Origin of the sequence: Roseiconus nitratireducens (assembly GCF_008629675.1) — a bacterium.
GTDB classification, from domain to species: Bacteria; Planctomycetota; Planctomycetia; order Pirellulales; family Pirellulaceae; genus Stieleria; species Stieleria nitratireducens.
In genome coordinates this window covers 1-22,057 of sequence record NZ_VWOX01000020.1, presented here as the reverse complement: position 1 = coordinate 22,057, position 22,057 = coordinate 1, and the positions used below count along the sequence as shown (strand labels likewise).

The following is a 22,057-nucleotide window of genomic DNA, read 5'->3' as shown; positions in this document are numbered from 1 at the left end:
TGCCTTGTTTTCACAACAACTCTTGCTGCTTGCCGTTCAGGTCCTGATTCTGGGATCGATCGTGGCTCTCGGCGCGCACGGCGCCAAGTCGGTTCTGGTTCGATTTTTCAATCCGGGCTGTTGGTTCGTCTTGTTCTATCTGTTGTGGTTTTTGCTGCCCCAGTGCGCTTCGATGGCTCACGGCAACGCGCTGGTTGAGTACATCGAGATATCGGATCAATCGTGGGTCCTGACGCAGCTCTACCTGGCCGGGTTCTGTCTGGCGATTTTTCTGGGCATGTTAGCGGTTCGCGTGTTGTTGCAGGTGTCCAACCGAAACACGAACGTGTTCCCGTTTCGTGAATCGCTGTCTCGATTCGAATATCAGATTCTGATCCTGTTCTATGTCGCCGGTGCGGCTGCGACGCTCTACCTGGGTCGCAAACTGATGCAATCGGATGGGTTCCGCAGCGAGTTGGTCAAAAGCACCTCGGGGCAATTGCTGACGATTCTGATGTACTATGGCACTTTCGCGATGGCGGTCCTGCTGGGGCGAGGATTGTTCGAACGCCGCATGCTGCAGGTGTTGCTTGCGGGAGGGATCTTGGGATCAGCGATTTTCTTCACCGGAGCGCGGGGACGCTTGCTTTGGCCGATTGCGATCGCGCTGGTCTACACTTTCTGTCGCAGTAACCGTGTCCGCTGGTTTCGGATCGCCACGTTTGCCGCGGTCGGATTATTCGCCCTGTTGGTGTTCGACCCGATCTTCATGAGTCTGCGAGAAGGGCTCCGTCATTGGAGTTGGGCGGCTGTCTGGGAGCGGGTCGACGTTGCAGACCTGTACATCGAAAAGCGTAATTTCGACGGCTTCTCAAACTTCGCCGTGATCTCCACCTACGACAGCATTGCCTACGAACCCAAGTTGTTGCTGACCGGTGCCCGGGACACCTTCATGCATCATTATTTTCCCGGAATCCTGGAGCGCGGCGTCGGGTTCGGAACCACCTTTCCCGGAATGTTTTGGCTCTCGGGCGGGCTCTACGGTTTGCTGCTGGGCGGTCTGGGTTACGGCGTGTTGCTGGGACTGCTGGACTTCGGATTGCGGCGGATTCGTCGCGAGCCGCTGTTCTGGTCCTACTGTTTCGCGATGACCTGGCTGTGTGCCGTCGGCGGAAATTTTCAGGAGTCGTTGGACAAGATGATTGCGGTCGCCAGTCCGGGCTTTGTTTGGCTGGTTCTGGCGCCCCGAGAAACATTGAGCGGGGAGGATGCCTGGGAAGAAGAGGAGTGGGAAGAAGACGATTGGGACCAAGACGGATACGCCCCCGAGGGTGTGTCGGACAATCCAGATGAAGTTGCCGAATTATCCGGGGGAGGCCCCGGGTGAATCGCCGATCTTCGATCCTTCCGCTGATGGTCAGCGTCGTGTCACGCGGGTTCGCTGCCGTTTCGCAGCTGGTGCTTTTCTGGTGCTTGTTTCGACAGCTATCCAAGCACGACGCCGGATACTTCTCGGTTTTCTATAACTCGTTTGTCATTCTGGCTCCGCTGATGTTGCTGGGGACCCACCAGTTCGGCATGCGAACGCTGAGCGAATTCGATGGTCGCGGAACGGAGACCTCGCAGGCGGCGAGAGGTCTGCTTTCGATGAGCCTGCGAACGGTGATCTGTTTCGTCGGTCTGCTCGTGCCATTGGCGTACCTGGGGCAGTTGATGATTCCCCAATTCGTTGCAGGATTCTCCGAGCAGGCCGGCGAGAGCGGGACCGTGATGGCAAATCAATTGCCTTGGTTGGTCGGCGCGTCTGCGTTCGGGGCCATCTCGTTGGCCGTCGCTTCTCATTTGCACGGTCTGCGTCAGCTGGCCAGGTCGATCTTCTTTTCGCACATCGCGGTTCCCTTTGCGACGATCGTGTTGCTCTGGTATTTCGGCGGCGACAGTACGCACGATGCGGTGAGATGCTTTTTTGCCGCGACCGTGATTTCGGCGACCGCCGCCGTCGTGACTTGGCTGGTCACCTTTCGCCAAGTGGGACATTCCGCCGAAGTGTCCGCCCAGTCGGCCGGGCAGGTGGCTGGGGGCAATTCGCGGTGGCGGAGTTCACTGGATTTTGCCGCCATGAACCTTTGCATGCTGTTGATGAATTGGGCGCCCGTCATCATCGCCGGCTTCCTGCTGCTGCCGGACCGAGTGGCGGAATTGCACATCGCCCAACGCAGCGCGAACGTGACGAATTTCTTGTTGATTGTGGTTGGTTTTACCTTTGCACCTCAGTTCCGCAACGCTTGGGCGAAGGATGATGTCGCACGTTTTCGTAACCTGGTCACGCAGTGTTCGCGGTTGTTGATCGGTGTGGGAACCCCGATCGGCATTGCCGTTGTGTTGCTGTCACCGAACATCATGGGGCTGTTCGGCGAAGACTATCGGTCCGCCTGGTTGCTGTTGGTGATTCTGGGGATTGGGCAATACCTGAACCTTGTTACCGGGACCGTCAATCAGATCTTGGTGATGTGCGGCCTGGAGAAGACGCTGCGAAATATCACGTTTTACGCGTGTCTTTTCGCGATCGTGGCGACAATCGTTCTGTCACTGTGGTTCGGCGTCGTGGGCGCCGCCGTTGCAATTGCAATGGCTGTGGCGTTACAAAACGTTGTGGCGGTATTAGCGGTCCATCGAAAACTTGGCTTCTGGGTGTTTTCCGTTTTCCCGATTGCCGAAGCCGAACCTCAGGGCCAGGTTGATACGGCGGAGCAAAGTCTGGCCTGATTGGCCGGCCCGGACTGTTTGGCCTGCTCGCCGCTGCGCACCGATTCACCGGTCGCGGGTGCCAGCGACCCTGATCCTTCCGTCTTTTCGATTGAGCCATGCTGCCAGCGGAATTCAGCCTGGTGATCTTTTCGTTGCTGATTCTGGTAGCGACCGTTTGGTTCTGTCGCAACCAAAAACAGGACTGGCTCGGCGTGGGCCTCGCCCTGTCGCTGCTCGCGCCGACGTGGTGTGTGTGGACCTTCGAGGGCACGCGGATCGATACGACGGCGGTGATTGCCGTGGTCTTGTTGATTCTGTACTGCTTCCACTCCGGAGCCAACATCTTCAGCGGTCTGGGACTTTGCGACGTCGCGATGGTCGCCCTGGTGGTTTGGCAATGTGTCGTCGATTTCCGCTACGAAGGTGTTTCGTGGTGGGTCCCGGCGAGGGCCTATGGAGAATGGGGCGTGCCGTACTTCGCCGGACGCCTGGCGATGATCCGTCGCGGGGCTGTCCCAAGTCTGGCACCCTGGTTCGTGGGGGTGACGATCACGATCACGGTTTTGGCGGTGGTTGAATCGATCACCGGATGCAATGTCTGGGATACGGTGATCACCCCGATTGACGATTCGGTCACCCGACCGCTTGGACGCCGTTATGATCTGCTGTACCGAGCCACCGGTCCGGTTCGCCATCCCATTTTCTTGGGCATTGTGTTCGGCCTGCTTTCGCCCTGGGCGGTCAGTTTGTGCGGGCGATCTTCCGGTTCTTGGCGGCGCTGGGGATGGGTCGGATTCGCGGCGGTCGTCATCGGTGTTCTGTCCACGGTCTCGCGCGGTCCGATCCTGGGGCTGCTGATCGGTTCGCTGGCGTGGATGTCCGTCAGCAGTCGCAAGGCTTGCTACGCGATTGCGGTGTTGTGCATTCTGGTCGGGGCGGTCGTCTACGCCCGTTGGGATTCGGTTATGCAGACCATCGACTATGGAATCGAATCCAGTCAGCGGGGCAAAATTGTCACGGTGGACGGTCAGGCCGAAGTCTTCACGGGCACGAACAATCGGTTGTTTGTGTGGCGTGTTTACGGACCTCTGGTTCTCCAGGGAGGCGCGTTCGGTTACGGCAGTGAAGCCACTTCGACATTCCCTCCCGAGATCCCGGGGCTCCCGTCGGACGAAAAGTCCCGTCAACGGCTGGGGATCGTGGACAATTCGTTTGTCCTGATCGGACTGCGCTTGGGGCTGGTCGGTTTGGCAATCTTCATCGTGCTGATCCTGCTGGCGTTATGGGAATCGGTTCGCTGGATGGAGACGGCCGATACGTTGCTTGCCGAAGGAGCGTCGCTGTACTTCAAAACCGCATTCTGTTCGATCCTGTCGGTTTCCCTGGTGTTGGTCACGGTTTACTTCGAATGGGATTTTTCATTCTGGTTCCTGTTTCACTTGGGGACGGTCGGCGGCCTTGTTTCCGCGCGCAAATTGTCGTTGCGTGGCCGGCTGACGGAGTGATGGGCTTGGGGCTGCCCGCGGAGGTGTTCCCTTTTTTGGCGACTCCTGAGCGACGCAACAGCTGCGCAGATACAATTCGGTTCCCCGTTTGGCCGCACGACGGGGTCGAGCCATCGCTTCGGCCCTCGTTTCCAGTCAGCCTTTCCCGACTCCCCCGCCGATCTAATCGACCATGCCGATATTCTCATTTCGCCTGCTGGCCTGTACTGCAATTCTCCTGTCCCTCACGGTGTACGGTCATGCGGATGAACGTGACGAGGCCTCCATGCGCGTGTTGACCTACAACATTCGCTACGCGAATCCGGGCGATGGTGACGACATCTGGGACAACCGCCGCGACCGCGTGATTGAGGTCATCAGGCAGGCCGATCTGGTGGGACTGCAGGAGGTCACGCCCGAACAGTTTCAGGACGTCCGCGCCGGAACGCCTGGAATGACCTGGTACGGAGTGGGACGCGATGACGGACAGGAGGCCGGCGAGCACGCACCGGTCGGTTTCCGCACCGACCGCTTCGAATTGTTGGACAAAGGTTCGTTCTGGTTGTCACCCACGCCCGAGAAAGCGGGTTCGATGGGATGGGACGCGGCGTTGCCTCGTTTGGCCAGCTGGGTGAAGCTTACCGATCGCCAGTCCGGTCAACCGTTGCTGGTGGTGTCAACTCACTTCGATCACAGGGGTGCCGAGGCGCGGCGAGAATCCGCGGCACTGATTCGCGAGCAGTTGAAGAAATTGGCCGGCGACACACAGCGGGTGATCTTGGTCGGCGACTTGAACGCCCGTCCCGACAGTCCACCGCTGAACACTTTGTTGGGGTCTGGAGCCGGCCTGGAATTGACGGATAGCCGGACGGTTTCTCAAACGCCGCCCACCGGTCCCAGCGGGACCTTCAACGGATTTCGTGAGATTCGTCCCGAGATGCAAATCGACTATGTCACGTTCGCCGGTCCTTTGCAGGTGCTCTCGCACCAAACGCTCGACCCGAAGACCTCTGCCGGGCGTTTCGCGAGCGACCACCTGCCGATCCTGGTCAGATTGCAATAGCGAAGGCTGGACGGGTTGGTCGTGGCCACGCTCGCCAGAGCGTGGAAGTTGTGTCATTGCCACCGTCGGGCGACGGTGGCTACATCGACTTCGTGATTGCGAGCGTTCCGCCAAGGCTGCCGTTCAGGTATGGGAGATCACCAGGATCGCGGTGTCGGCATTGAGGTTGGGATCTTCATCCGGGGCGATGCGTCGGTTGTGAGTCGCGTCGAAGTAGATTTCCTTCCGCAGCCGGAGTGACTTTTCGCGACAGAGATCGTGCACATCGGCGATGCTGGGAAAGCGGCGATTGGGCGTGTTGTACCACTCGTAGCCGAACTCGCCCGGGGCCTTCGGGGATCGTCCCCCGGTGACGAACGCGTCGCGGAGGGCGCGATAGGCGAAATTCGGAAAGCTGACGATGACACGTCGGCCAACGCGAACCATCTCATCAAACAACATCTCGATGTTCGCCACCGCCTGCAGCGTGGCGCTCAGCACGACCACGTCGAATTGCTGGTCGATAAACGCGGGAAGGCCTTCATTCAAGTCGTAGTCGATGATGTGCAGGCCGCGCCGGCCGGCCTGCAGAAGATTGTTCTGGTCGACTTCCACGCCGACCAGTTTGGCATGCCCGCGGCGTTTGAGTGCCGAGAGCAGATGGCCGTCGCCGCAACCCAGGTCCAAGACCGACGCACCGGGCGGGATCTCTTGCAGAATGATCTGTTCGACTTCCGAGATCTGTTCAGCGATCGTATCGATGGCTCCCAAGCGAGCCTGAATCAGGGGGGCGTAATGTTGGATGTCCTCCGGAATCAGAAACGAATCGTGACCACGCGGTGAAGTGATCTCGGCATACGTGACCGGTTTGTCCAGGGCGACGAGCGCGTTGACGATGTCACGGGATTGTGACGAGGGGAACAGCCAATCGCTGCTGAAACTGACCAACAGGAATTCACACTCGGCGTCGTTGAACGTTTCCATCAGCTGCAAGCGGTCGGCGCCCAAGTCGTACAGGTCCATCGCCATCGTCAACGCGATGTAGCTGTTGGCATCGAAACGCGTGGTGAATTTCTGGCCCTGGTGCGCCAAGTACGATCCGATGCTGAAGCGTTGTTCAAAGATCGTCGCAACCTTGCGGGGGTCGTGACGATCCGGGTCGAATTTCTCTTCCATCACCTCGCTGGACAGGTAGGTGATGTGACCGAGCATGCGAGCGATGGCCAATCCCGTGTCGGGACGCTGCGGTTGGTCGTAGTACTGGCCGCCGTTGAAATGGGGATCCGTTTGGATCGCATTGCGGCCGATGATGTCAAATCCCAGGGCCTGGCTGGTCAATCGCGCGCTGGACGCGATCACCACGCAAAGATCGGCGGCATCGGGATAACGCGCGATCCAGTTCATCGCCTGGTGTCCACCCAACGAACCGCCAACGATTGCCCGCCAGCGGCGAATCCCCAGATGCTCGGCCAACATCCGCTGGACGTTGACCATGTCGCCGACGGTGATTCGTGGGAACCCGGCTCCGAACGGTCGACCGGTGTTGGGATCCAGATCGCTGGGGCCGGTGGATCCTCGGCATCCGCCCAGCACGTTGGGACAGACCACGAAGAACCGGTCGGTGTCGATTGCCTTGCCGGGGCCGATCAGATCATCCCACCAACCCAGATCGTCGTCGGGATGATGCCGCGCCGCGTGGGAATCGCCCGAGATCGCATGACACACCAACACGGCGTTGGTGGCGTCGTCGTTCAACCGTCCCCAGGTTTCGAAGGCACAAGTGACCTCCGACAGGTGCCCGCCGGATTCCAAGGGGATGTCGCGGGCGAAGGTGATCGATTGAACATGTTGCAGGGGACCGACAACGCGCGCGTCATCGGTGCTGGCGAATGATTCCGGCGGTGGCTCCTGCGCGCCCACTTAGCCGACCGCGACGGCGAGGGCTTGACGCAAGTCGTCGATGATGTCGTCGACGTCCTCGATCCCCACCGAAACGCGAATGTATTCCGGGACGACACCGGCTTTCTGTTGCTCCTCGGGAGTCAGTTGTTGGTGCGTGGTGCTGGCCGGATGGATGACCAGCGTTTTCGCGTCACCAATGTTGGCCAGGTGGGAGCACAGTTTGCAGGAATTGATGAATTTCTTCCCAGCTTCCATGCCGCCTTTGATACCGAAGCCCAGGATCGCGCCCTGTCCATCGGGAAGGTACTTTTGGGCCCGCGCGTAATCCTTGTGTGATTTCAGTCCGGGATAGTTCACCCACTCGACCGCGTCGTGCGACTCCAGGAATTGCGCGACCTTCAAGGCATTCTCGCAATGCCGCGGCATCCGCAGGTGCAGCGTTTCCAAGCCCTGCAAGAACAGGAACGCTGCGAAGGGGCTCATCGCCGCTCCGGTGTCACGCAGCCAATGTGTGCGGATGTAGACGTTGTACGCAATGTTCCCCATGGGACGCAGGTGTTCTTCAAAGACGGCGCCGTGATACGACGGCGAAGGTCCGCAGAATTCCGGCCACTTCTCCGGTTGGTCGGCCCACTTGAAGTTACCGCTGTCGACGATGGCACCGCCGATGTGGGTTCCATGCCCGCCGATGAACTTGGTCGTGCTGTAGATCACGATGTCGATCCCGTGTTCGATCGGTCGCAGCAGCATCGGCGTCATCACGGTGTTGTCGCACAGCACCGGAATCGGGCCTTGGGGGGCCGTGTGGGCCGCCTCGGCGATGGCGCGAAAGTCCGGAACGTCGTTCTTGGGATTGCCAATCGATTCCATGTACACCAGGCGGGTGTTTTCGTCGATCAACTCGTGGATCTGTTCGGGATGGTCGGGATCAAAGAAGCGGACTTCGATGCCCAGGTTCTTGAGCGTTTGCGTGAACAGCGTCCAGGTGCCCCCATACAGCGACGTGCTGCTGACGATGTTTTGGCCGCTGTGGGTGATCGTCAGGATGGCCGCGGTGATTGCGGCCTGGCCGGAAGCGAAGCACAGCCCGGTCACGCCGCCGTCGAGTGCCGCCAGGCGTTTTTCTAGCACGTCGACCGTCGGGTTCATCAGACGGCTGTAAATGTTGCCGAATTCTGCCAAGCCGAACAACGCGGCGGCATGATCGGTGTCGTTGAACGTGTAGCTGGTCGTCGCGTAAATCGGAACCGCACGGGCGTTGGTTGTCGGGTCGGGTTCCTGGCCGGCGTGCAGCGCAAGGGTGCCGGGACGGTAGTGCTCGCTCATCGATAGATTTCCTGGAGACGGTCAGTGTGGGGAAGGTCAATGATCGGGAAGGTCAATGATCGGGGGGGGCGGAGCGGTGAGTTTAGGTCACCACTTCGGGATTGACCACGGTGCGAACGCGAACCGGGCCGCCTTCGGCAGGAAGGCGGCCCGGCGGAAAAGGCAATGCATTTCGGCGAACAGGTCGTGTCAGCCCATCTCAATTTCGTAGCCGCTGCGGTAAGGTCGAACCAGCATTCGGTTGGCCTGGTCGTCGCCAACGATTTGCTCACTGGCATTGTCCCAATTCAAGTCACGTCCCAGCCGGGCGCTAATGCCGGCCAAATGGCAAACGTTCAACATCTGCATGTGTGAATGAACGTCGCTGATCGGTTCTTTGCGTTCGCGGGCGCAGTACAGGAAGTTCGCCCAGTGGGCCGACCGGCCGTTGCCTTCCATCGGCAAGTTCTTGTACGCCTTGGCGATCGCGCCTTCGGGAAGCGGATTGTCGGCAAGGTCTTCGACCGGTTTGCCGACCAGCTTGCCGCGATTGACAAAGATCTTTCCCTTGTCGCCCGTGATCAAGACGCCGTTGTCGGTGTCGTTGCGGATGATCATTTCGGTGTCGCCCGGATAGGCCACCGTGAACTTGAAACGGGTCGCCGTGTTGTATCGGTCCTGCTGCACCGGATCACCGTCCTTGAATTCCACAGGATGTTCGGCGTTGCCGGTGATCGAAAGCGGACCCTCAGTTTGACCGTTCAGCTTCAACGCCCAATTGCAGATGTCGACGTGGTGCGCCCCCCAATCGGTCAGCTTTCCACCGCTGTACTGGTACCACCAGCGAAATTCGTAATGCCCATTTGTGTTCGGGCGGCCCGTTCCGTCGGCCGGTTCCAGGTAGCGGTAATCCGTCAGTGGAGCCGGACCCAACCAGCGTTCCCAGTCAAATTCTTTACCGGGATCGGCCACGGGAATGCTCGGGCTGGTCGGAGCGCCGCCGATCGCCGCTTGCACCTGCCGGATTCGTCCCAATCGGCCTTCTGCGACGATTGCCATCGCCTTGACGAACAGATTGAACGTGCTGCGCTGTTGGGTGCCGACCTGCACGATGCGGCCGGTTTCTTTCTGAACCTTCCGAATCAATTTGCCTTCGTCGATGGTCAGCGTCAGCGGCTTTTCGCAGTACACGTCCTTGCCCGCCAGCATCGCTTCGATCAGGGGCTTGGTGTGCCAGTGATCGGGCGTGGCGATGTGAATCGCGTCGATGTCCTTGCGTTCGAGCAACCCGCGGTAGTCGGCATACTCCTGCGCCTTGCCGCCGCTCATCTGCTGGTTCGCGCTGGCCACGCGACTGGCATCCACGTCGCAAACCGCCACCACATCCAACCACTGTTTGGCCGCGTTGATGTTGCCACGGGCCATGCCGCCGCAGCCGATCACGCCGATCGCGACACGATCATTCTTGCTGGTGGTTTCGTCGGCTAGCGTTTTCGCCGAGGAGAAAAAGTAAGGTGCCGTGAGGGCCGCCGAAGCGGCGGCTGACGTCTTCAGAAACTGGCGTCGCTGCTGAACAGAGTTTTGGGTTGGCTTGGTCATCAGGGACCCTTGGGGAGGGGGGCGAGGGGAGGGCTGAGTTGATTGCCGGGCGGCGCCGACGCCACCGGGTGAGGGTCACGGTCATGCAACCCGTTTTCGAACCGCACCGCGTCACGAGGGACGGCTGGTCGCCCCAAGTTTACTCGATCCGAACCGGCGCGTTTTTACCCCACCGTGATGATCGCTTCCCCCAAATCGACGGCGCGCCCCCGCGGGTCGGTTTCTTGGCCCGGGAAAACAGCGAACCCCAAATGTTCCGCGTCCGTTGGCCCGGCGGGGATGGCTACCGTCCCTCACGCGGACGGGGACAGTAGCTCGGTGGACCGTCCGTTGAGAGTTTTGAAACCCGCCGTGGAGGCGATTTGCTGTGGAATTCATTTGTCCGTCCTGTGGAACGCGCTCTCGATCGGAGCCCGCGAGAGTCGGCACACGATACCGGTGTCCCCGCTGCGGGGAGACTTTTTCCCCGCCCGCTCCGTCACCCCAGCCCCGGCCTGACGAAGACTCCCGATCGGTCTCCAGCGCTTCACCCTTTCGCGGGCAAAACTCGACCTTGGATGGCGACGACCGGTTTGCTGCCGGGGAGATCAAGATGAGTACCGCACCGGTAACGATGCGGGGTGGGCAGTCCGAAGACGGGGTGCCGCGAACCAGCGACGAGATCGACTACGAGATCTTCGGGCACGAAACCCAGTACGTTGAAATCACGCTGGATCCCGGTGAGCAAACCATCGCGGAAGCCGGGGCGCTGATGTACATGACCGAAGGCATCGAAATGGCGACCGTCTTCGGTGACCCCTCCCGTCAAGACAGCAGCTTGTTTGGAAAGGTATTGTCGGCTGGGAAGCGTGCCCTGACCGGCGAATCGCTGTTCATGACCACTTTCACGAATCAGGGTTCGGGCCAGGCGTGTGTCGCATTCGGTGCGCCGCACCCGGGCCGGATGGTTCCGCTGCACCTGGATCAGTTGGGGGGCGAAATCATTTGTCAAAAGGACGCGTTTCTTTGCGGGGCGCGGGGGATCACCGTCGACATCGCGTTTCAAAAGCGGATCGGAGCCGGCTTGTTTGGCGGCGAGGGATTCATCATGCAGCGGTTGCGAGGGGACGGAATCGTGATCGTTCACGCCGGCGGCACCATGATGTACCGGGAACTTTCCGAGGGCGAAACGCTGCGGCTGGACACCGGGTGCTTGATGGCCATGGGGCCGACGGTGCACTACGACATCCAGTTCGTCGGCGGTTTAAAGAATGCCTTCTTCGGCGGCGAAGGACTCTTTTTAGCCACAATTCGGGGGCCCGGGCCCGTGTGGCTGCAATCCCTGCCGTTCTCAAGGTTTGCCGGTCGGCTGGCCAGCGCAATCCCATCGGCCACCGGCGGCAGCAGCAAGGGCGAGGGGTCCGTGCTGGGTGGACTCGGAGAGATGTTCATGGGAGACTGAGACCCGCAGGACCCGGTCAGATGGACCGGCGTGCCAAGGCCGAACCGTGGGTTGCCCTCGGGCCGGTGAATGAAGCCTGTTTGTCACAGCGAACGCCGCACGCGCCGACGCATCGGAACGACGTGCGATTTGTTCGTCCGGTTTTGGGTCAGGGCGGCGGAGCGGCCATGCCTGCCGAGCCTGTCCTGTTGTGGCCGATTGGATGGCCGACTGCTTGACGCAATTCTCTCTCTACGGACGATTCCGCTGATGTCCCAACCGCAATCCACGCTCGAATCCAAACTGGCCGATGCGCTCGAACAACGCGATGCCGTGCTGGTCCGCCAGCTGATGGCGGAAGCCGAGTTTGTGTTGTTGAGTCTGCCCGACGAAGACGACGATGAAGACGCCGCCAATGTGCTGAGCGCCGACATTGACGACATGGAAGTCCTGGTCGCCTTCACCAATGAGAAGGCGGCGGAAGCCTTCGTGCAATCGATGGATGAGATGTACGATGAGGACGATGAGATCGAAGGCTATGTGTTGCAGGGTGATGCCTTGCTCGACTACATGCCGCCCGACCATGGCTTGTTGCTGAATCCGGAATCCGACGATGCGCTGATCATCGACTTGGACCTGATCACGCTGGTGCAGAAGGCCGAAGCCTGAGGCCAAAATCACTGGGCTTCGGATCAAATCGGGCTTCGGATGAAACCGGGCTCCGACGGTCATTGCCGACCGAGCGTCGCGCCGGCCAGCATCTGGCAGCGGTCGCGACGTTGCGGTTACGCCGAACGACGCGGCCGCGATCTCTTTGGCGCGCGTGCGGTCACGACCGCACGACGCGGACCCGGATACCCCTCGACGGTGCGTCCGGGATTTTGCGGATCCAAAAAGTCCGGCAAGGACTGGAAGGTCATCCAGGGCGTGGATCGTTGTTCGTCCTGGGTCGTCGTCGTCACATCGATTGGGGTGATGTCGTCGAAGCCGGTCCGTCGCAACCAACGCTGCAGCATCGGCAGCGAAGGCAAAAACCAAACGTTTCTCATTTGGGCGTATCGGTCTTCCGGGACGAGCACCGACGGCTGGTCGTCGTCGATGATCAGCGTTTCCAGGATCAGGTTGCCACCCGGTTTCAGGGCGCCGGCCAAACTTCGCAAGTGATCGATGGGGCTGGTCCGGTGATACAGCACGCCCATTGAAAAGACGACGTCAAATCCGTGCAGCTTCGGCGGCAGGTCCGTATCAAGCAGCGGCAAGACGTCGTGACGGGGCTGGTCACCGGCGTAACGCCGAAACACTTCAAATTGCAGCACGTATCGCAGGATCGGATCCATCCCCAGCACCCAACTCGCTCCCGCGTCCAGCATCCGCCAGCCGAAGTAACCGTTACCGCAGCCGACGTCCAGAACCGATTTGTGATTCAGGTCGATCGAGCCGGCGATGCGATCCCATTTCGAATCCGATCGCCATTCGGTATCGATTTCGACTCCCAGAAAGTCGAACGGGCCTTTCCGCCAAGGATGAAACTTCATCAGCGTTTCCCGCAGCGCGGCCGGATCGTCCGCGGCGGCTCCGTCGACCCGAACGGCCGATCCGCTGGCATCCAACCATCGCTCGGAAGGTGCGGGCAGCTCCTCCAGTGCGGCAACCCAGCGTTTCAGATCGCCGTTGGTCGGCTGGTTCAGACGCTCCGCACACAGGGCCTGGATGTGATCGGCAAACTCTTCCATCCCGGCTTCGACCAGCCGCTGCCGCAACGGCTCGAACGCCAACCACGAAGGGAGCTTCATCGACCCTGGCCGCCCTTGATGGCCAAGATGGAAGCGAAGTTGAAGCACTGGAACCAGGGGGCCACCGTCGCGAATCCGGCGGCCTGTAGCCGCTCGGTGTGGGTGGCGAGTGACTCCGGAATCAGCGTTTTCTCCAGCGACGTCCGCTTTTGGGCGATCTCCAATTCGCTGTAGCCGCAGGCCCGTTTGAAATCCAAGTGCAGGTCCGACAGCAGTTGTTGTTGGTGGGGATCGTCAAAGCAAATCTTTTCACTTAGCAGCAGCGCACCACCCGGGATCAGTGCCTGGCAGATCCGATCCAGCAGTTCGCGACGGCGATCCGAAGCGATGAACTGCAGGGTGAAATTCAGCACCACCAATGAGGCGTGGTCCATCGGGAAGTCAACGACGTCGGCCAGATGCACTTGCACCTTTGCCAGCGTCGGACGCTGCCGGATCTGGTCGACCCGAGATCGCAGGCGATCGATCATTGCCGGGGCATTGTCGACCGCATGGATGGTCGCGTCGGGAGGGATCTGTGGCTGCATCAGCAGCGTTGCCGCGCCCAGGGAGCATCCCAGGTCGTAGACTTGCGTGCCCGGTTGGACAAACCGCGCCGAGAGTTGTTCGATGATCGACAGAATCGAACCGTACCCGGGAACCGAGCGGGCGATCATGTCGGGAAACACCCTGGCGACCTGTTCGTCAAACTGAAACTGGCCGACCTGATCTCGTGGCAGGGCGTAGATTTGATCGCGGGACATCAGTCTTCGCCGCCGCTGCTGGGCGGTTTGAAGGAGATTTCCTGCCACTTGATGCCCTTGTCCATCGGTTCGATCTGCATTTTCAGGAAGCCGTTCTGGTACAAGCGGACGGTCCCGGTCGACTGGCTGACGACGATTGCGATCGCTTTGGTGCGGCGGGTGATGGCGGCGGCGGCCCAGTGCCGCGATCCCAGCCCCTTGGACATGTTCAGGTCTTCGTGAAGGACCTCCAACATCTGGCGGCTGCGCTCGATCGTGCCGTCGGCGGTGATCAGAAAAGCCCCGTCAAGTTGCGAGATCTCCTTAGCGTCCTCCTGCACTTTCTTGTCCAGCAGGTTCCGCGACTTTTTGTTGTAACCGCGGAAGGGGTCGACCCCGCTGTCGCTTGCGTGCTTGAGCACGTTGCGGGTGTCGCCGACGACGAACAGAGCACCCACCGGTTTGCCTTCGCGACCTTCGACACCGATCTGGACCGCCAAGTCAACGACAACCTTCAGCGTTTTGAGCGGGACGCTGCTCTCAAGCGACTGCAAGTCACGGCTGCTCAGACGCCGCATCCGTTCGTCCAGCTTGAGGTGGCTGATCGAATCCAGCCTGCCCGCGGTGAACCCGCCATAGAGTGCCACCACTTCATCGTTGGGCTTGATCAGCTCATCCGCGGCCGCCTCCAGCAACGCGTGCTGCAACCGCTCCAACAGGGGCGCCTTGGCCTTGTTGAGCGCCAGCGGCTTCAGACCCGCCTCCGCGGCTCCGTCCAGATCTTCGACCGAATCGACGGCAACGATGAACGGCTTGTCAAACTCGTGTTCCTGGCCAATTTCGGCCATCCGTTGCCAGTCGCTGGCCCCTTCCAGCAGGATGATCAAGGCATCCGCGGAAATCTGATTGACCAACTTGAGCGCCGAAGCAAGCATCGCCCGGTTGTGTTTGGTCAATCGCTGAGTTGCCATCGGGTCGATCAGGCCTGGGCTGGTGGGGGCTGGAAAGTGTCCTCTCTAATCTAGCTCACCATTGATATTTCGCCCAGCCAGCCCGGTCGTTTTTACCCCCGCGACCGCACCTCAGATTCGATCTGAATCACCTAGCGGTGTTGTCCCGGCGATCTCCCGGCGGCAATCGCATCCGGTTCCCACGGCGATCCGGCGCGGTAAACCCGTTGGTGGTACATGGCCAATGTCCGCAACGCGTGCCCCTTGGGGCCAATGCTCCAGTCGTGCCGCAGATCAGATCCCATCGAACGCACCAGGAAGCTGACGGCCCGGACCAATCGGGGATCCTGCAGTTGCTCGTCCGGCGTCAGCGTCAACAGCCATTCGACGATGTGGCCGGTCGTCTGGATCTTCCGGTCGACGTCGCGATTGTCCGCCCGGCCTTCGAACCAGTCCGTGCTCATCGACCCGTCTCGGTTTTGCAACGAGTACGCATAGTCCACGAAATCGGCGGTGTAGGTCTCGGCGCGTTTCCACTGCCCGGTGATCGGCTTGCCTTCGGCCCGCCGCTTTCTCAGTGCGTGTGCGTAGCCCATCAACCGGTGGGTTCCGCCACAGGCGGCGCCCACAATCGGCTGTTTCAACTCCTCTTCCAGCAACCGTTCAAAATCCCAACGCGTGCCGTCGTCGGCCATCCAGCTGCTGTCGGTGTCCAGGTAGTGCGCCAGCCCGACCAGCGTGAAGGTCAGTTCTTCATCCACCACGCAGGCACGCTTCTCCGCTTCGATCAAGTCTTGGACCTGGTACTTCTGGTCGCCGGCGTGCAAAGGGTAGTCGGTAGGAACGCCGCACATTCCCAGCACCGCCAGAAACTGCCCCTGGTGCCCCTGCAGCCCGACACCACTCTTGGCCTGGATTCCGTCGGCGTCATGCGTCAGCAACCGCTGCCCCCGGCAATTGTTGTTTCCGGCGATCCAGGCGACGGCGCTGTACCGATTGGGGCCGACAATGATTTGCGTGTCGACGCCGTAGACCATCAAGGCGTGCATCATGCCCCAATTGCTGCGGCCCGTCGCGATTTCCGGACGCTGGTAAAAGTAGCCCAGCACACGTTCGATGGGGCGACGCAGACTGGCCACGCTCCGATTGGGCACCACGTCTACAGCGGGACGTCCTGTGTAGTCCAACGGCACGTCGCTCGGTGCGGAGTCCAAGTCTCCGACGCGTGTGGGCGTTGACGCCGATCGCGGCTTGGAACCAGTCGACGCGTCGCTCGCACGTTGCTCCGGATGCTCGGCGACCGCCGAAGTCTCGGGATCCGCACTGGCGCGGTCGCCACGCGTGCTGTTTTGCTCGGAAGATCGCTGCGTGGGCGAAGACGGTGTCGGTGAGGCCGTCGATTTCAGTTCCCGGTGCGGGACCTCGACCGAGCGTTCGGATACGCGCGCCGAGGGCTGAAGGTCACCCACCGATCCGGCGGCGCGCCGAGCGGGCGTTTCTGTTCGCCGAGCGCTCCCAGCGGCAGACGGCGCCTGCATCAAAGACTCAAGCATCTCGTCGGCCCAGTTGGATGCATCGTCCGTTGCCGATTCCGTCGCAGGCTCCGCCAACTTGGCGCGTTCCGCGGGAGCAGCGGTATCCAGCTGGTTCGCCGGCGGTGCGGATCGATCGGCCGAGTCCGCCTGGGGCCGCACCGATTGCAACGGCTCTGATTCTGCTTGGCGGTCTTCGTCTCGCAAATCTCGATCGGTGATCGGCCGAGCACTCCAGCCACCGTCGTCGCTGGTCGCCGGTGAAGGTTCCGGCTCAGCCGACGCCGTGGTTTCCGGCGGAGCCGCCTCCAGGGCCGATGACTCCGTTTGCGGCGGCACGGCCTGAGCCTGAGCGGCACGTGGTTGGGGATCCCGCAGCGGCGCGACACGATTGATCGCATCACGAGCGACCCAGTTGCCGGTTGAGATTCCGTCGGTCGACATCGTCGGGATGCCGGAGCCCGCCGGCATCGATGCGGCAGGGTGATTTGGCTGGGCCGGATTTGGCTGGGAGATTTGCTCCGAAACGGTACGGCCTTGCCAGGAGCCCGGCTGCGACACCGCTGGTTGTTGCAGCCGGCTCACGCCCTGTTGGCCGCGATCGGCTTGCGGCGAGATCGGAGCTTGCAATCCGTTCGATTCGGTGTCGCTTTGGGGGGCGTGTCCGCGGCGCCGCGGCGGTTGACGGAAGACGTCCAGCGGTCCGGATGCCGGAATGGCGCGAATGGACTTCGACCCGGGCTGGGGCGATTCGACGGGCGAAGGGGACGCGACGTCGGGGTCATGATCGGCGTCGTCCGCTGTTGCTTCGGTGTCGACCGCTTGCAACTCTGGCGTGCCGGTTGCGGCCGTTTTCGCAGCCTCGGCGGGTGTTGGCGCTGGGCCAGCCAAGGTGGGGCCAGCCAACGTGGGGACCGACGCCGTCGAAGCAGTTGGGGATGCTGACGTCGGTGGTGATAACGTCTCCGCTTCGGCCGACGAATCGACTCGGTCCGCATTCCCGGCGGAGTTGTCTGCATCCTGCTGAGCTGCATTGAGCGGAGCCTGCAATTGCAGATCACCGTCGGCAAAGGCTCTCGCGCCCATCCCGCTCACCACACCGACGGCCACGCCCGCCATCAGTGACTGTCGGAGCAGGGTTCGCAGGTGGGATCGGGAGGGCTTTGAATCGCGAAACGTTGGGCGGTTCAGCACGGAAGGGCTCCATCGGATGCAGAGGGTCAATCTCTGCTATCGGAAGCATTCCAGCGGAAGTTCAGCCAGAAAGTTCAGGCATTTTGCGACTGAAAAGCGCCGTGATGTAGGCAAAGTCTGTGGGCAGCGGTCGTGGGATTTCGCCGAAAATCAGCGAACGGGCTCAAGTGATTTTCCCCCCAGCCTCGGCATTGGCTGACCACGCTTTGCCTGAAAAGTCGGTTGAGCGACAAACGTTGTCACCGACGGGCGGTCCGAACAGTCGCACCCACGGAGGAACTTGATCGCGAGCGCTGCGGGGATACCGCGAGCGGATCGGGACGCCCGATCAGAGATCCAATTCGTCCAGCGAATCGATCAGCGCATCCAGGTCGTCCTTCGGCTGGGCATTCAGGTCCGACTGGCGACGTTGCAGTTGTTCGTCGATTCCGACCGCATCGCGTCCGGCCAGCAAGAGCTGCTCGTCGCGCTCTCGGGCCGCCGTCGCGATCGCATCGTCGCCGCCCTCGGGGGCTCCGAACAACTTCGATAGGTCGATTTTGAAACCTTCGCTTCCGCCGGTGTCCGAACCGGCGATCGCCGGCGCCTTGTGTTGCGGAAAGATGATGGCATTCTCGGGACAGACGCGACTGCAGGCCGGGCATCCCTTGCGGCAGTTGTCCGGCTGTTCGACCAGGATGGTTTCCGCCCCGTCGACGCCGTACACGCCGAACAGACAGAAATCGATGCACTCCATGCAGTTGGTGCATCGATTGAAATCGATGACGGGGTACCAGCGCCGCGACGTCGATTCTTCCACCTGAACGAGCTTGCCTCCGACGATCGGCAGTGAATCGGTGGGCGAAGATTCGGTGCCGGAACCCTCGACCAGTTCGCGGATCCGCTGGACGTAGGTGTCCACGCCGGCTTCATCGCGCAGGTTTCCGCAATGGATGTCGCGTTCGGGCCGTGGAAACATTTCCGAGACGCGTTGCACGTCGCGTTCGGCAGCGGGTTGCGGATCGGCGTCCTCCTCCTCTTCGTCGCCGGAATCCTCCTGCAGAGCCATGAACTGGCCGCGAATGCCATTTCGATCCAGCACCCAGTGGGCAGCGCGCGGAAAGATCCACGACAGGACGATCAGGTCCCCTTCCAGACCGGCAAGCGTCTGCAAGGATTCGCCGCCTTTGGGCAGGTCATACAGGTGCGGGACGATGACCACGTTGACGTGATCCAGTTCAGCCGCGGCATCGGCGATGGCTTGCTCCAGGGCGCGTTTGGCCGGGTTCCGAGATTGTCCGCGGGAAACCACCACGGTCCAGGTGGAGGTTGAGTGTTCACCTTGTGGAGGGGAGATCATCCGGTTACCAGTCGAGTGGTTTTTGCCAAGCTTGTCGGGCAGCTGCCACGGGCAAATCCAGCACCGTTTCGCCCGATCGGGTCGCTTTCAGTTCTTGTGTGTCCGTCATTGTACCCACGCGTGCAACCGGGACGCGAGCGTCGCGGAGTTGCTTTTCGAATGCGTCGGCATGTTCCGGCAAGACCTCGACCAAAAAACGGGTGTTGCTTTCACTGAACAGAAGTCCCGTGGTCGCAAGATTCTCGGTGGCGGATCCCGCCGCGGCGTCCAAATCCAACGTCATCCCCAACCGGCCGGCCATCGCCATTTCAGCCGCCGCGACCGCCAATCCACCTTCGCTGAGGTCGTGGCAAGATCGGACCAATCGGTCGCGGATGGTTTGATGCAGGGCGGCAAAGGTCGTTTTGGCTTGCGCGGCATCCACTTTGGGAACGTCGCCCCCGTGCAGACCGTGGTGAAGGCAGAAGTGCGATCCACCCAACTCGTCCTTGGTTTTCCCGACCAGGAACACCGCGTTTCCGGACTCTTTTGCGTCCATGGTGACGGCTAACGCGATGTCCTCGATCTGCCCCATGGCGCTGATCAACAAGCTGGGTGGGATCGAGATGGTCTGTTTGTCGCCATCGGCGTCCAGATAACTGAATTCGTTGTTCAGGCTGTCTTTGCCGCTGACAAAGGGCGTGCCCAATGCGATCGCCAAGTCCTGGCAAGCGATCGCGGCCCGGACCAGCGATCCAAGCGTCTCGGGTCGATCGGTGTAACCCCAGCAAAAGTTGTCCAGGATGGCGATCTTTTCCGGATCGGCTCCGACGGCGACGGCGTTTCGAAGTGCTTCGTCAATGGCCGATGCTGCCATGTGGTAGGTATCAAAGTCGCCGTAGTGCGGATTCATGCCGCAGGAAATCACCAGGCCACGGCGACTTTCCAACAGCGGACGCACGACGGCGGCGTCACCGGGCCCGTCGCACTGCGGGCCGACCAGGGGTTTGACCACGCTGCCCCCTTGGACCTCATGATCGTACTGGCGGATCACCCAGTGTTTGCTGGCCACGTTCAAGCTGGAAAGGATTCCCAGCAGCGTTTCGCGGTTCTCCTCAGCCGAGTTTCCTTCGGGCAACGTCAACGACGTGGTCTGCGGTGGCTGATAAATCGCTTCTCGTATCACCGGGGGGCGACCGTCATGCAGGAACCGCATGTCGATTTCGCCAACGGTCTCGCCGTGATATCGAAGGTGCAACGTTCCGGTGGGTCGGAATTCGCCCAGCACCGCCGCCTCGACGCCTTCGCTTTGGCACAGCTCGCGGAGTTCGTCCCATTTTTCGCGCGGCACCGCCAACACCATCCGTTCCTGCGCTTCGGAGATCCAGATTTCAGTGTACGACAACCCGTCGTACTTCAGCGGCGCCTTTTCCAGCCAGACCTCCGCGCCAACCTCCTCGCCCATCTCGCCGACGGCACTGGAAAATCCGCCGGCCCCACAGTCGGTCACGGCGTGGTACAAGCCGCGATCTCGGGCCTGCATCAAAACGTCCAACACCATCTTTTCGGTGATCGCGTTTCCGATTTGCACCGCCCCACCGGACAGCGATTCGGATTCGCTGGTCAATTCCGCGGAGCTGAACGTGGCGCCGTGGATTCCGTCGCGGCCGGTGCGGCCGCCGAGGGCGACGATCAGGTCGTTGGGGTGGACACGTTTTTCTTCCATGCCCACCGGGATCATGCCCACGTTGCCGGCGTACACCAGCGGATTACCCAGGTAGCGTTTGTCGAAGTACACGGCGCCGTTGACGGTGGGAATCCCCATCCGATTGCCGTAGTCGCGAACGCCGGCGACGACACCTTTCATGACCCGCCGCGGGTGCAGGACACCCGGCGGCAATTGGTCGGCCGGGGTGTCCGGCGGTGCGAAGCAAAACACGTCGGTGTTGCAAACCGGTTTGGCGCCCAGCCCGGTTCCCATCGGATCCCGAATCACACCTCCGATTCCCGTGTTCGCGCCCCCGTAGGGCTCCAGGGCCGACGGGTGGTTGTGCGTTTCAACCTTAAAGCACGCGTGGTAGTTCTCATCAAACGTGACGACCCCGGCGTTGTCCTTGAACACGCTGACGCACCAGTCTTCGTCGCCCAGACGCTTTCGGATGGCCTGCGTCGCCGCGAAGATCGTTTCCTTGAGCATGTTGTCGTACTGACGTTCGTCTCCACCCGGCGTGCCGTCGGCTCCGACACCCGAATAGTGAATCCGACCGGCCAGCGTTTTGTGGCTGCAGTGTTCCGACCAGGTCTGCGCGATCGATTCCAGTTCGATGTCGGTGGGGTCGCGGTCGAGCCCGACAAAGTGGTCGCGGATCGTCTGCATTTCGACCAGCGTCAGATACAACTGGCCTTCGCGCGAGAGCGTCTCTAACTCGGAGTCGGACAATTGTCGGATCGGCACGCGGACGAGCGAAAACTCATACGCCGTCCCCACGTTCAACTGCTCCAACTCCAACGGTCCGATCACGACCTGTTCGATGGAGTCGTTCGACAGGGCGCGGCGACAGATGTGTTGGAACGTCGGATCATCGACTCCGCTGATCCAGTACTTGCGGATGGTCCGCACGGATTCAACATCGAAACCGATGTCCCGCGCCGCCCCGATGGTGCTGGCAGCCACCGGATCCATCACGCCCGGCTTGGGCAGCACATTGACCAGTCGGACGTCGGGCGAATCGGTGGGCGGTTCGTTCAACGGGGGCTGGCCGGCAAGGGCCACCACCGTTCGCTCGGTCACCGCATCGCTCAACAGGGATTGCGCGACCCGCTGGGCCTGTTCGGCGTCCAACTCCCCTTGCACCAGGAATCCTCGCGCGAAAACGACCGACACCTGGTCGCCCAGGCCCAGCTCGTGAATCTCTTCGCTGGTCCGCAGGCCCTCGCGGTCCACTTCGTTTTCGGCCGGGTAGATGTCGATCTGCCACAAAGGCATGGGGGCATTCCTGGAACATTGAAAGGGGGCGGTCGCGTGTGGCCGAAGTCTACCCAATCACCGGCTCCCTGCCGAGAAGCGGA

General features: G+C 61.2%; 15 protein-coding genes. 6 read left to right on the top strand and 9 right to left on the bottom strand.

The window, feature by feature from the left end:
• Positions 1-4 precede the first annotated feature (4 nt).
• The 4 genes from FYK55_RS24610 to FYK55_RS24595 all read left to right on the top strand — a co-directional run bounded on the left by FYK55_RS24610 (position 5) and on the right by FYK55_RS24595 (position 5,274).
• Positions 5-1,366 carry a hypothetical protein gene (locus FYK55_RS24610; protein ID WP_150079290.1) on the top strand — a complete coding sequence of 454 codons (1,362 nt, stop codon included), beginning with the start codon at positions 5-7 and terminating at the stop codon, positions 1,364-1,366.
• Complete coding sequence (locus FYK55_RS24605; protein ID WP_150079289.1) at positions 1,363-2,745, top strand: lipopolysaccharide biosynthesis protein; 1,383 nt, start codon at positions 1,363-1,365, stop codon at positions 2,743-2,745. Before FYK55_RS24610 ends, FYK55_RS24605 begins: the two co-directional genes overlap by 4 nt.
• Before the next feature lie 98 nt (positions 2,746-2,843).
• Positions 2,844-4,232: an O-antigen ligase family protein gene (locus FYK55_RS24600; protein ID WP_150079288.1), complete on the top strand. Its 1,389-nt coding sequence runs from the start codon at positions 2,844-2,846 to the stop codon at positions 4,230-4,232.
• Positions 4,233-4,404: 172 nt separating this feature from the next.
• Complete coding sequence (locus FYK55_RS24595; RefSeq protein ID WP_235908947.1) at positions 4,405-5,274, top strand: endonuclease/exonuclease/phosphatase family protein; 870 nt, start codon at positions 4,405-4,407, stop codon at positions 5,272-5,274.
• Between the two features lie 123 nt (positions 5,275-5,397).
• Here the strand turns inward: FYK55_RS24595 and metX are convergent, their stop codons facing one another.
• The 3 genes from metX to FYK55_RS24580 form a co-directional block, all read right to left on the bottom strand.
• Positions 5,398-7,173, bottom strand: coding sequence for a homoserine O-acetyltransferase MetX (gene metX / locus FYK55_RS24590; protein WP_150079286.1), 1,776 nt, complete (start codon positions 7,171-7,173; stop codon positions 5,398-5,400).
• Complete coding sequence (locus FYK55_RS24585) at positions 7,174-8,481, bottom strand: O-acetylhomoserine aminocarboxypropyltransferase/cysteine synthase family protein (RefSeq protein ID WP_150079285.1); 1,308 nt, start codon at positions 8,479-8,481, stop codon at positions 7,174-7,176. It lies immediately after the preceding gene.
• A 189-nt stretch (positions 8,482-8,670) separates the two neighbouring features.
• A complete protein-coding gene (locus FYK55_RS24580; RefSeq protein WP_150079284.1) occupies positions 8,671-10,059 on the bottom strand; it encodes a Gfo/Idh/MocA family protein in 1,389 nt (462 codons plus the stop codon).
• Positions 10,060-10,651: 592 nt separating this feature from the next.
• Between FYK55_RS24580 and FYK55_RS24575 the strand changes: the two genes are divergently transcribed.
• Both FYK55_RS24575 and FYK55_RS24570 read left to right on the top strand, forming a co-directional pair.
• Positions 10,652-11,500 carry a TIGR00266 family protein gene (locus FYK55_RS24575; RefSeq protein ID WP_201743800.1) on the top strand — a complete coding sequence of 283 codons (849 nt, stop codon included), beginning with the start codon at positions 10,652-10,654 and terminating at the stop codon, positions 11,498-11,500.
• A 249-nt stretch (positions 11,501-11,749) separates the two neighbouring features.
• Complete coding sequence (locus FYK55_RS24570; RefSeq protein ID WP_150079283.1) at positions 11,750-12,148, top strand: SseB family protein; 399 nt, start codon at positions 11,750-11,752, stop codon at positions 12,146-12,148.
• 116 nt (positions 12,149-12,264) lie between these two features.
• On the opposite strand, the gene cmoB is transcribed toward FYK55_RS24570, so the two are convergent.
• The 6 genes from cmoB to purL all read right to left on the bottom strand — a co-directional run bounded on the left by cmoB (position 12,265) and on the right by purL (position 21,974).
• The gene (cmoB, locus tag FYK55_RS24565; RefSeq protein WP_150079282.1) at positions 12,265-13,272 is read right to left on the bottom strand and encodes a tRNA 5-methoxyuridine(34)/uridine 5-oxyacetic acid(34) synthase CmoB; all 1,008 of its coding nucleotides are present in this window, start codon (positions 13,270-13,272) and stop codon (positions 12,265-12,267) included.
• A complete protein-coding gene (gene cmoA / locus FYK55_RS24560; RefSeq protein ID WP_150079281.1) occupies positions 13,269-14,015 on the bottom strand; it encodes a carboxy-S-adenosyl-L-methionine synthase CmoA in 747 nt (248 codons plus the stop codon). Before cmoA ends, cmoB begins: the two co-directional genes overlap by 4 nt.
• Positions 14,015-14,965, bottom strand: coding sequence for a DNA integrity scanning protein DisA nucleotide-binding domain protein (locus FYK55_RS24555; RefSeq protein ID WP_150079280.1), 951 nt, complete (start codon positions 14,963-14,965; stop codon positions 14,015-14,017). The genes cmoA and FYK55_RS24555 overlap by 1 nt, the downstream gene beginning before the upstream one ends.
• A gap of 131 nt (positions 14,966-15,096) precedes the next feature.
• Positions 15,097-17,670, bottom strand: a complete 2,574-nt coding sequence (locus FYK55_RS24550; RefSeq protein ID WP_150079279.1) for a hypothetical protein — start codon at positions 17,668-17,670, stop codon at positions 15,097-15,099.
• Positions 17,671-17,998: 328 nt separating this feature from the next.
• The gene (locus FYK55_RS24545; RefSeq protein ID WP_150079278.1) at positions 17,999-19,009 is read right to left on the bottom strand and encodes an ATP-binding protein; all 1,011 of its coding nucleotides are present in this window, start codon (positions 19,007-19,009) and stop codon (positions 17,999-18,001) included.
• Positions 19,010-19,013: 4 nt separating this feature from the next.
• Positions 19,014-21,974 carry a phosphoribosylformylglycinamidine synthase subunit PurL gene (gene purL, locus FYK55_RS24540; RefSeq protein WP_150079277.1) on the bottom strand — a complete coding sequence of 987 codons (2,961 nt, stop codon included), beginning with the start codon at positions 21,972-21,974 and terminating at the stop codon, positions 19,014-19,016.
• Positions 21,975-22,057: the final 83 nt, after the last annotated feature.

Excerpts from the sequence above, each read along its gene's own strand:
- FYK55_RS24570 (WP_150079283.1), top strand. The coding sequence starts at position 11,750 with ATGTCCCAACCGCAATCCACGCTCGAATCCAAACTGGCCGATGCGCTC.
- FYK55_RS24555 (WP_150079280.1), bottom strand. The coding sequence starts at position 14,965 with ATGGCAACTCAGCGATTGACCAAACACAACCGGGCGATGCTTGCTTCG.
- FYK55_RS24545 (WP_150079278.1), bottom strand. The coding sequence starts at position 19,009 with ATGATCTCCCCTCCACAAGGTGAACACTCAACCTCCACCTGGACCGTG.
- cmoB (WP_150079282.1), bottom strand. The coding sequence starts at position 13,272 with ATGAAGCTCCCTTCGTGGTTGGCGTTCGAGCCGTTGCGGCAGCGGCTG.
- FYK55_RS24580 (WP_150079284.1), bottom strand. The coding sequence starts at position 10,059 with ATGACCAAGCCAACCCAAAACTCTGTTCAGCAGCGACGCCAGTTTCTG.
- purL (WP_150079277.1), bottom strand. The coding sequence starts at position 21,974 with ATGCCTTTGTGGCAGATCGACATCTACCCGGCCGAAAACGAAGTGGAC.
- FYK55_RS24575 (WP_201743800.1), top strand. The coding sequence starts at position 10,652 with ATGAGTACCGCACCGGTAACGATGCGGGGTGGGCAGTCCGAAGACGGG.
- FYK55_RS24600 (WP_150079288.1), top strand. The coding sequence starts at position 2,844 with ATGCTGCCAGCGGAATTCAGCCTGGTGATCTTTTCGTTGCTGATTCTG.
- FYK55_RS24595 (WP_235908947.1), top strand. The coding sequence starts at position 4,405 with ATGCCGATATTCTCATTTCGCCTGCTGGCCTGTACTGCAATTCTCCTG.
- cmoA (WP_150079281.1), bottom strand. The coding sequence starts at position 14,015 with ATGTCCCGCGATCAAATCTACGCCCTGCCACGAGATCAGGTCGGCCAG.
- FYK55_RS24585 (WP_150079285.1), bottom strand. The coding sequence starts at position 8,481 with ATGAGCGAGCACTACCGTCCCGGCACCCTTGCGCTGCACGCCGGCCAG.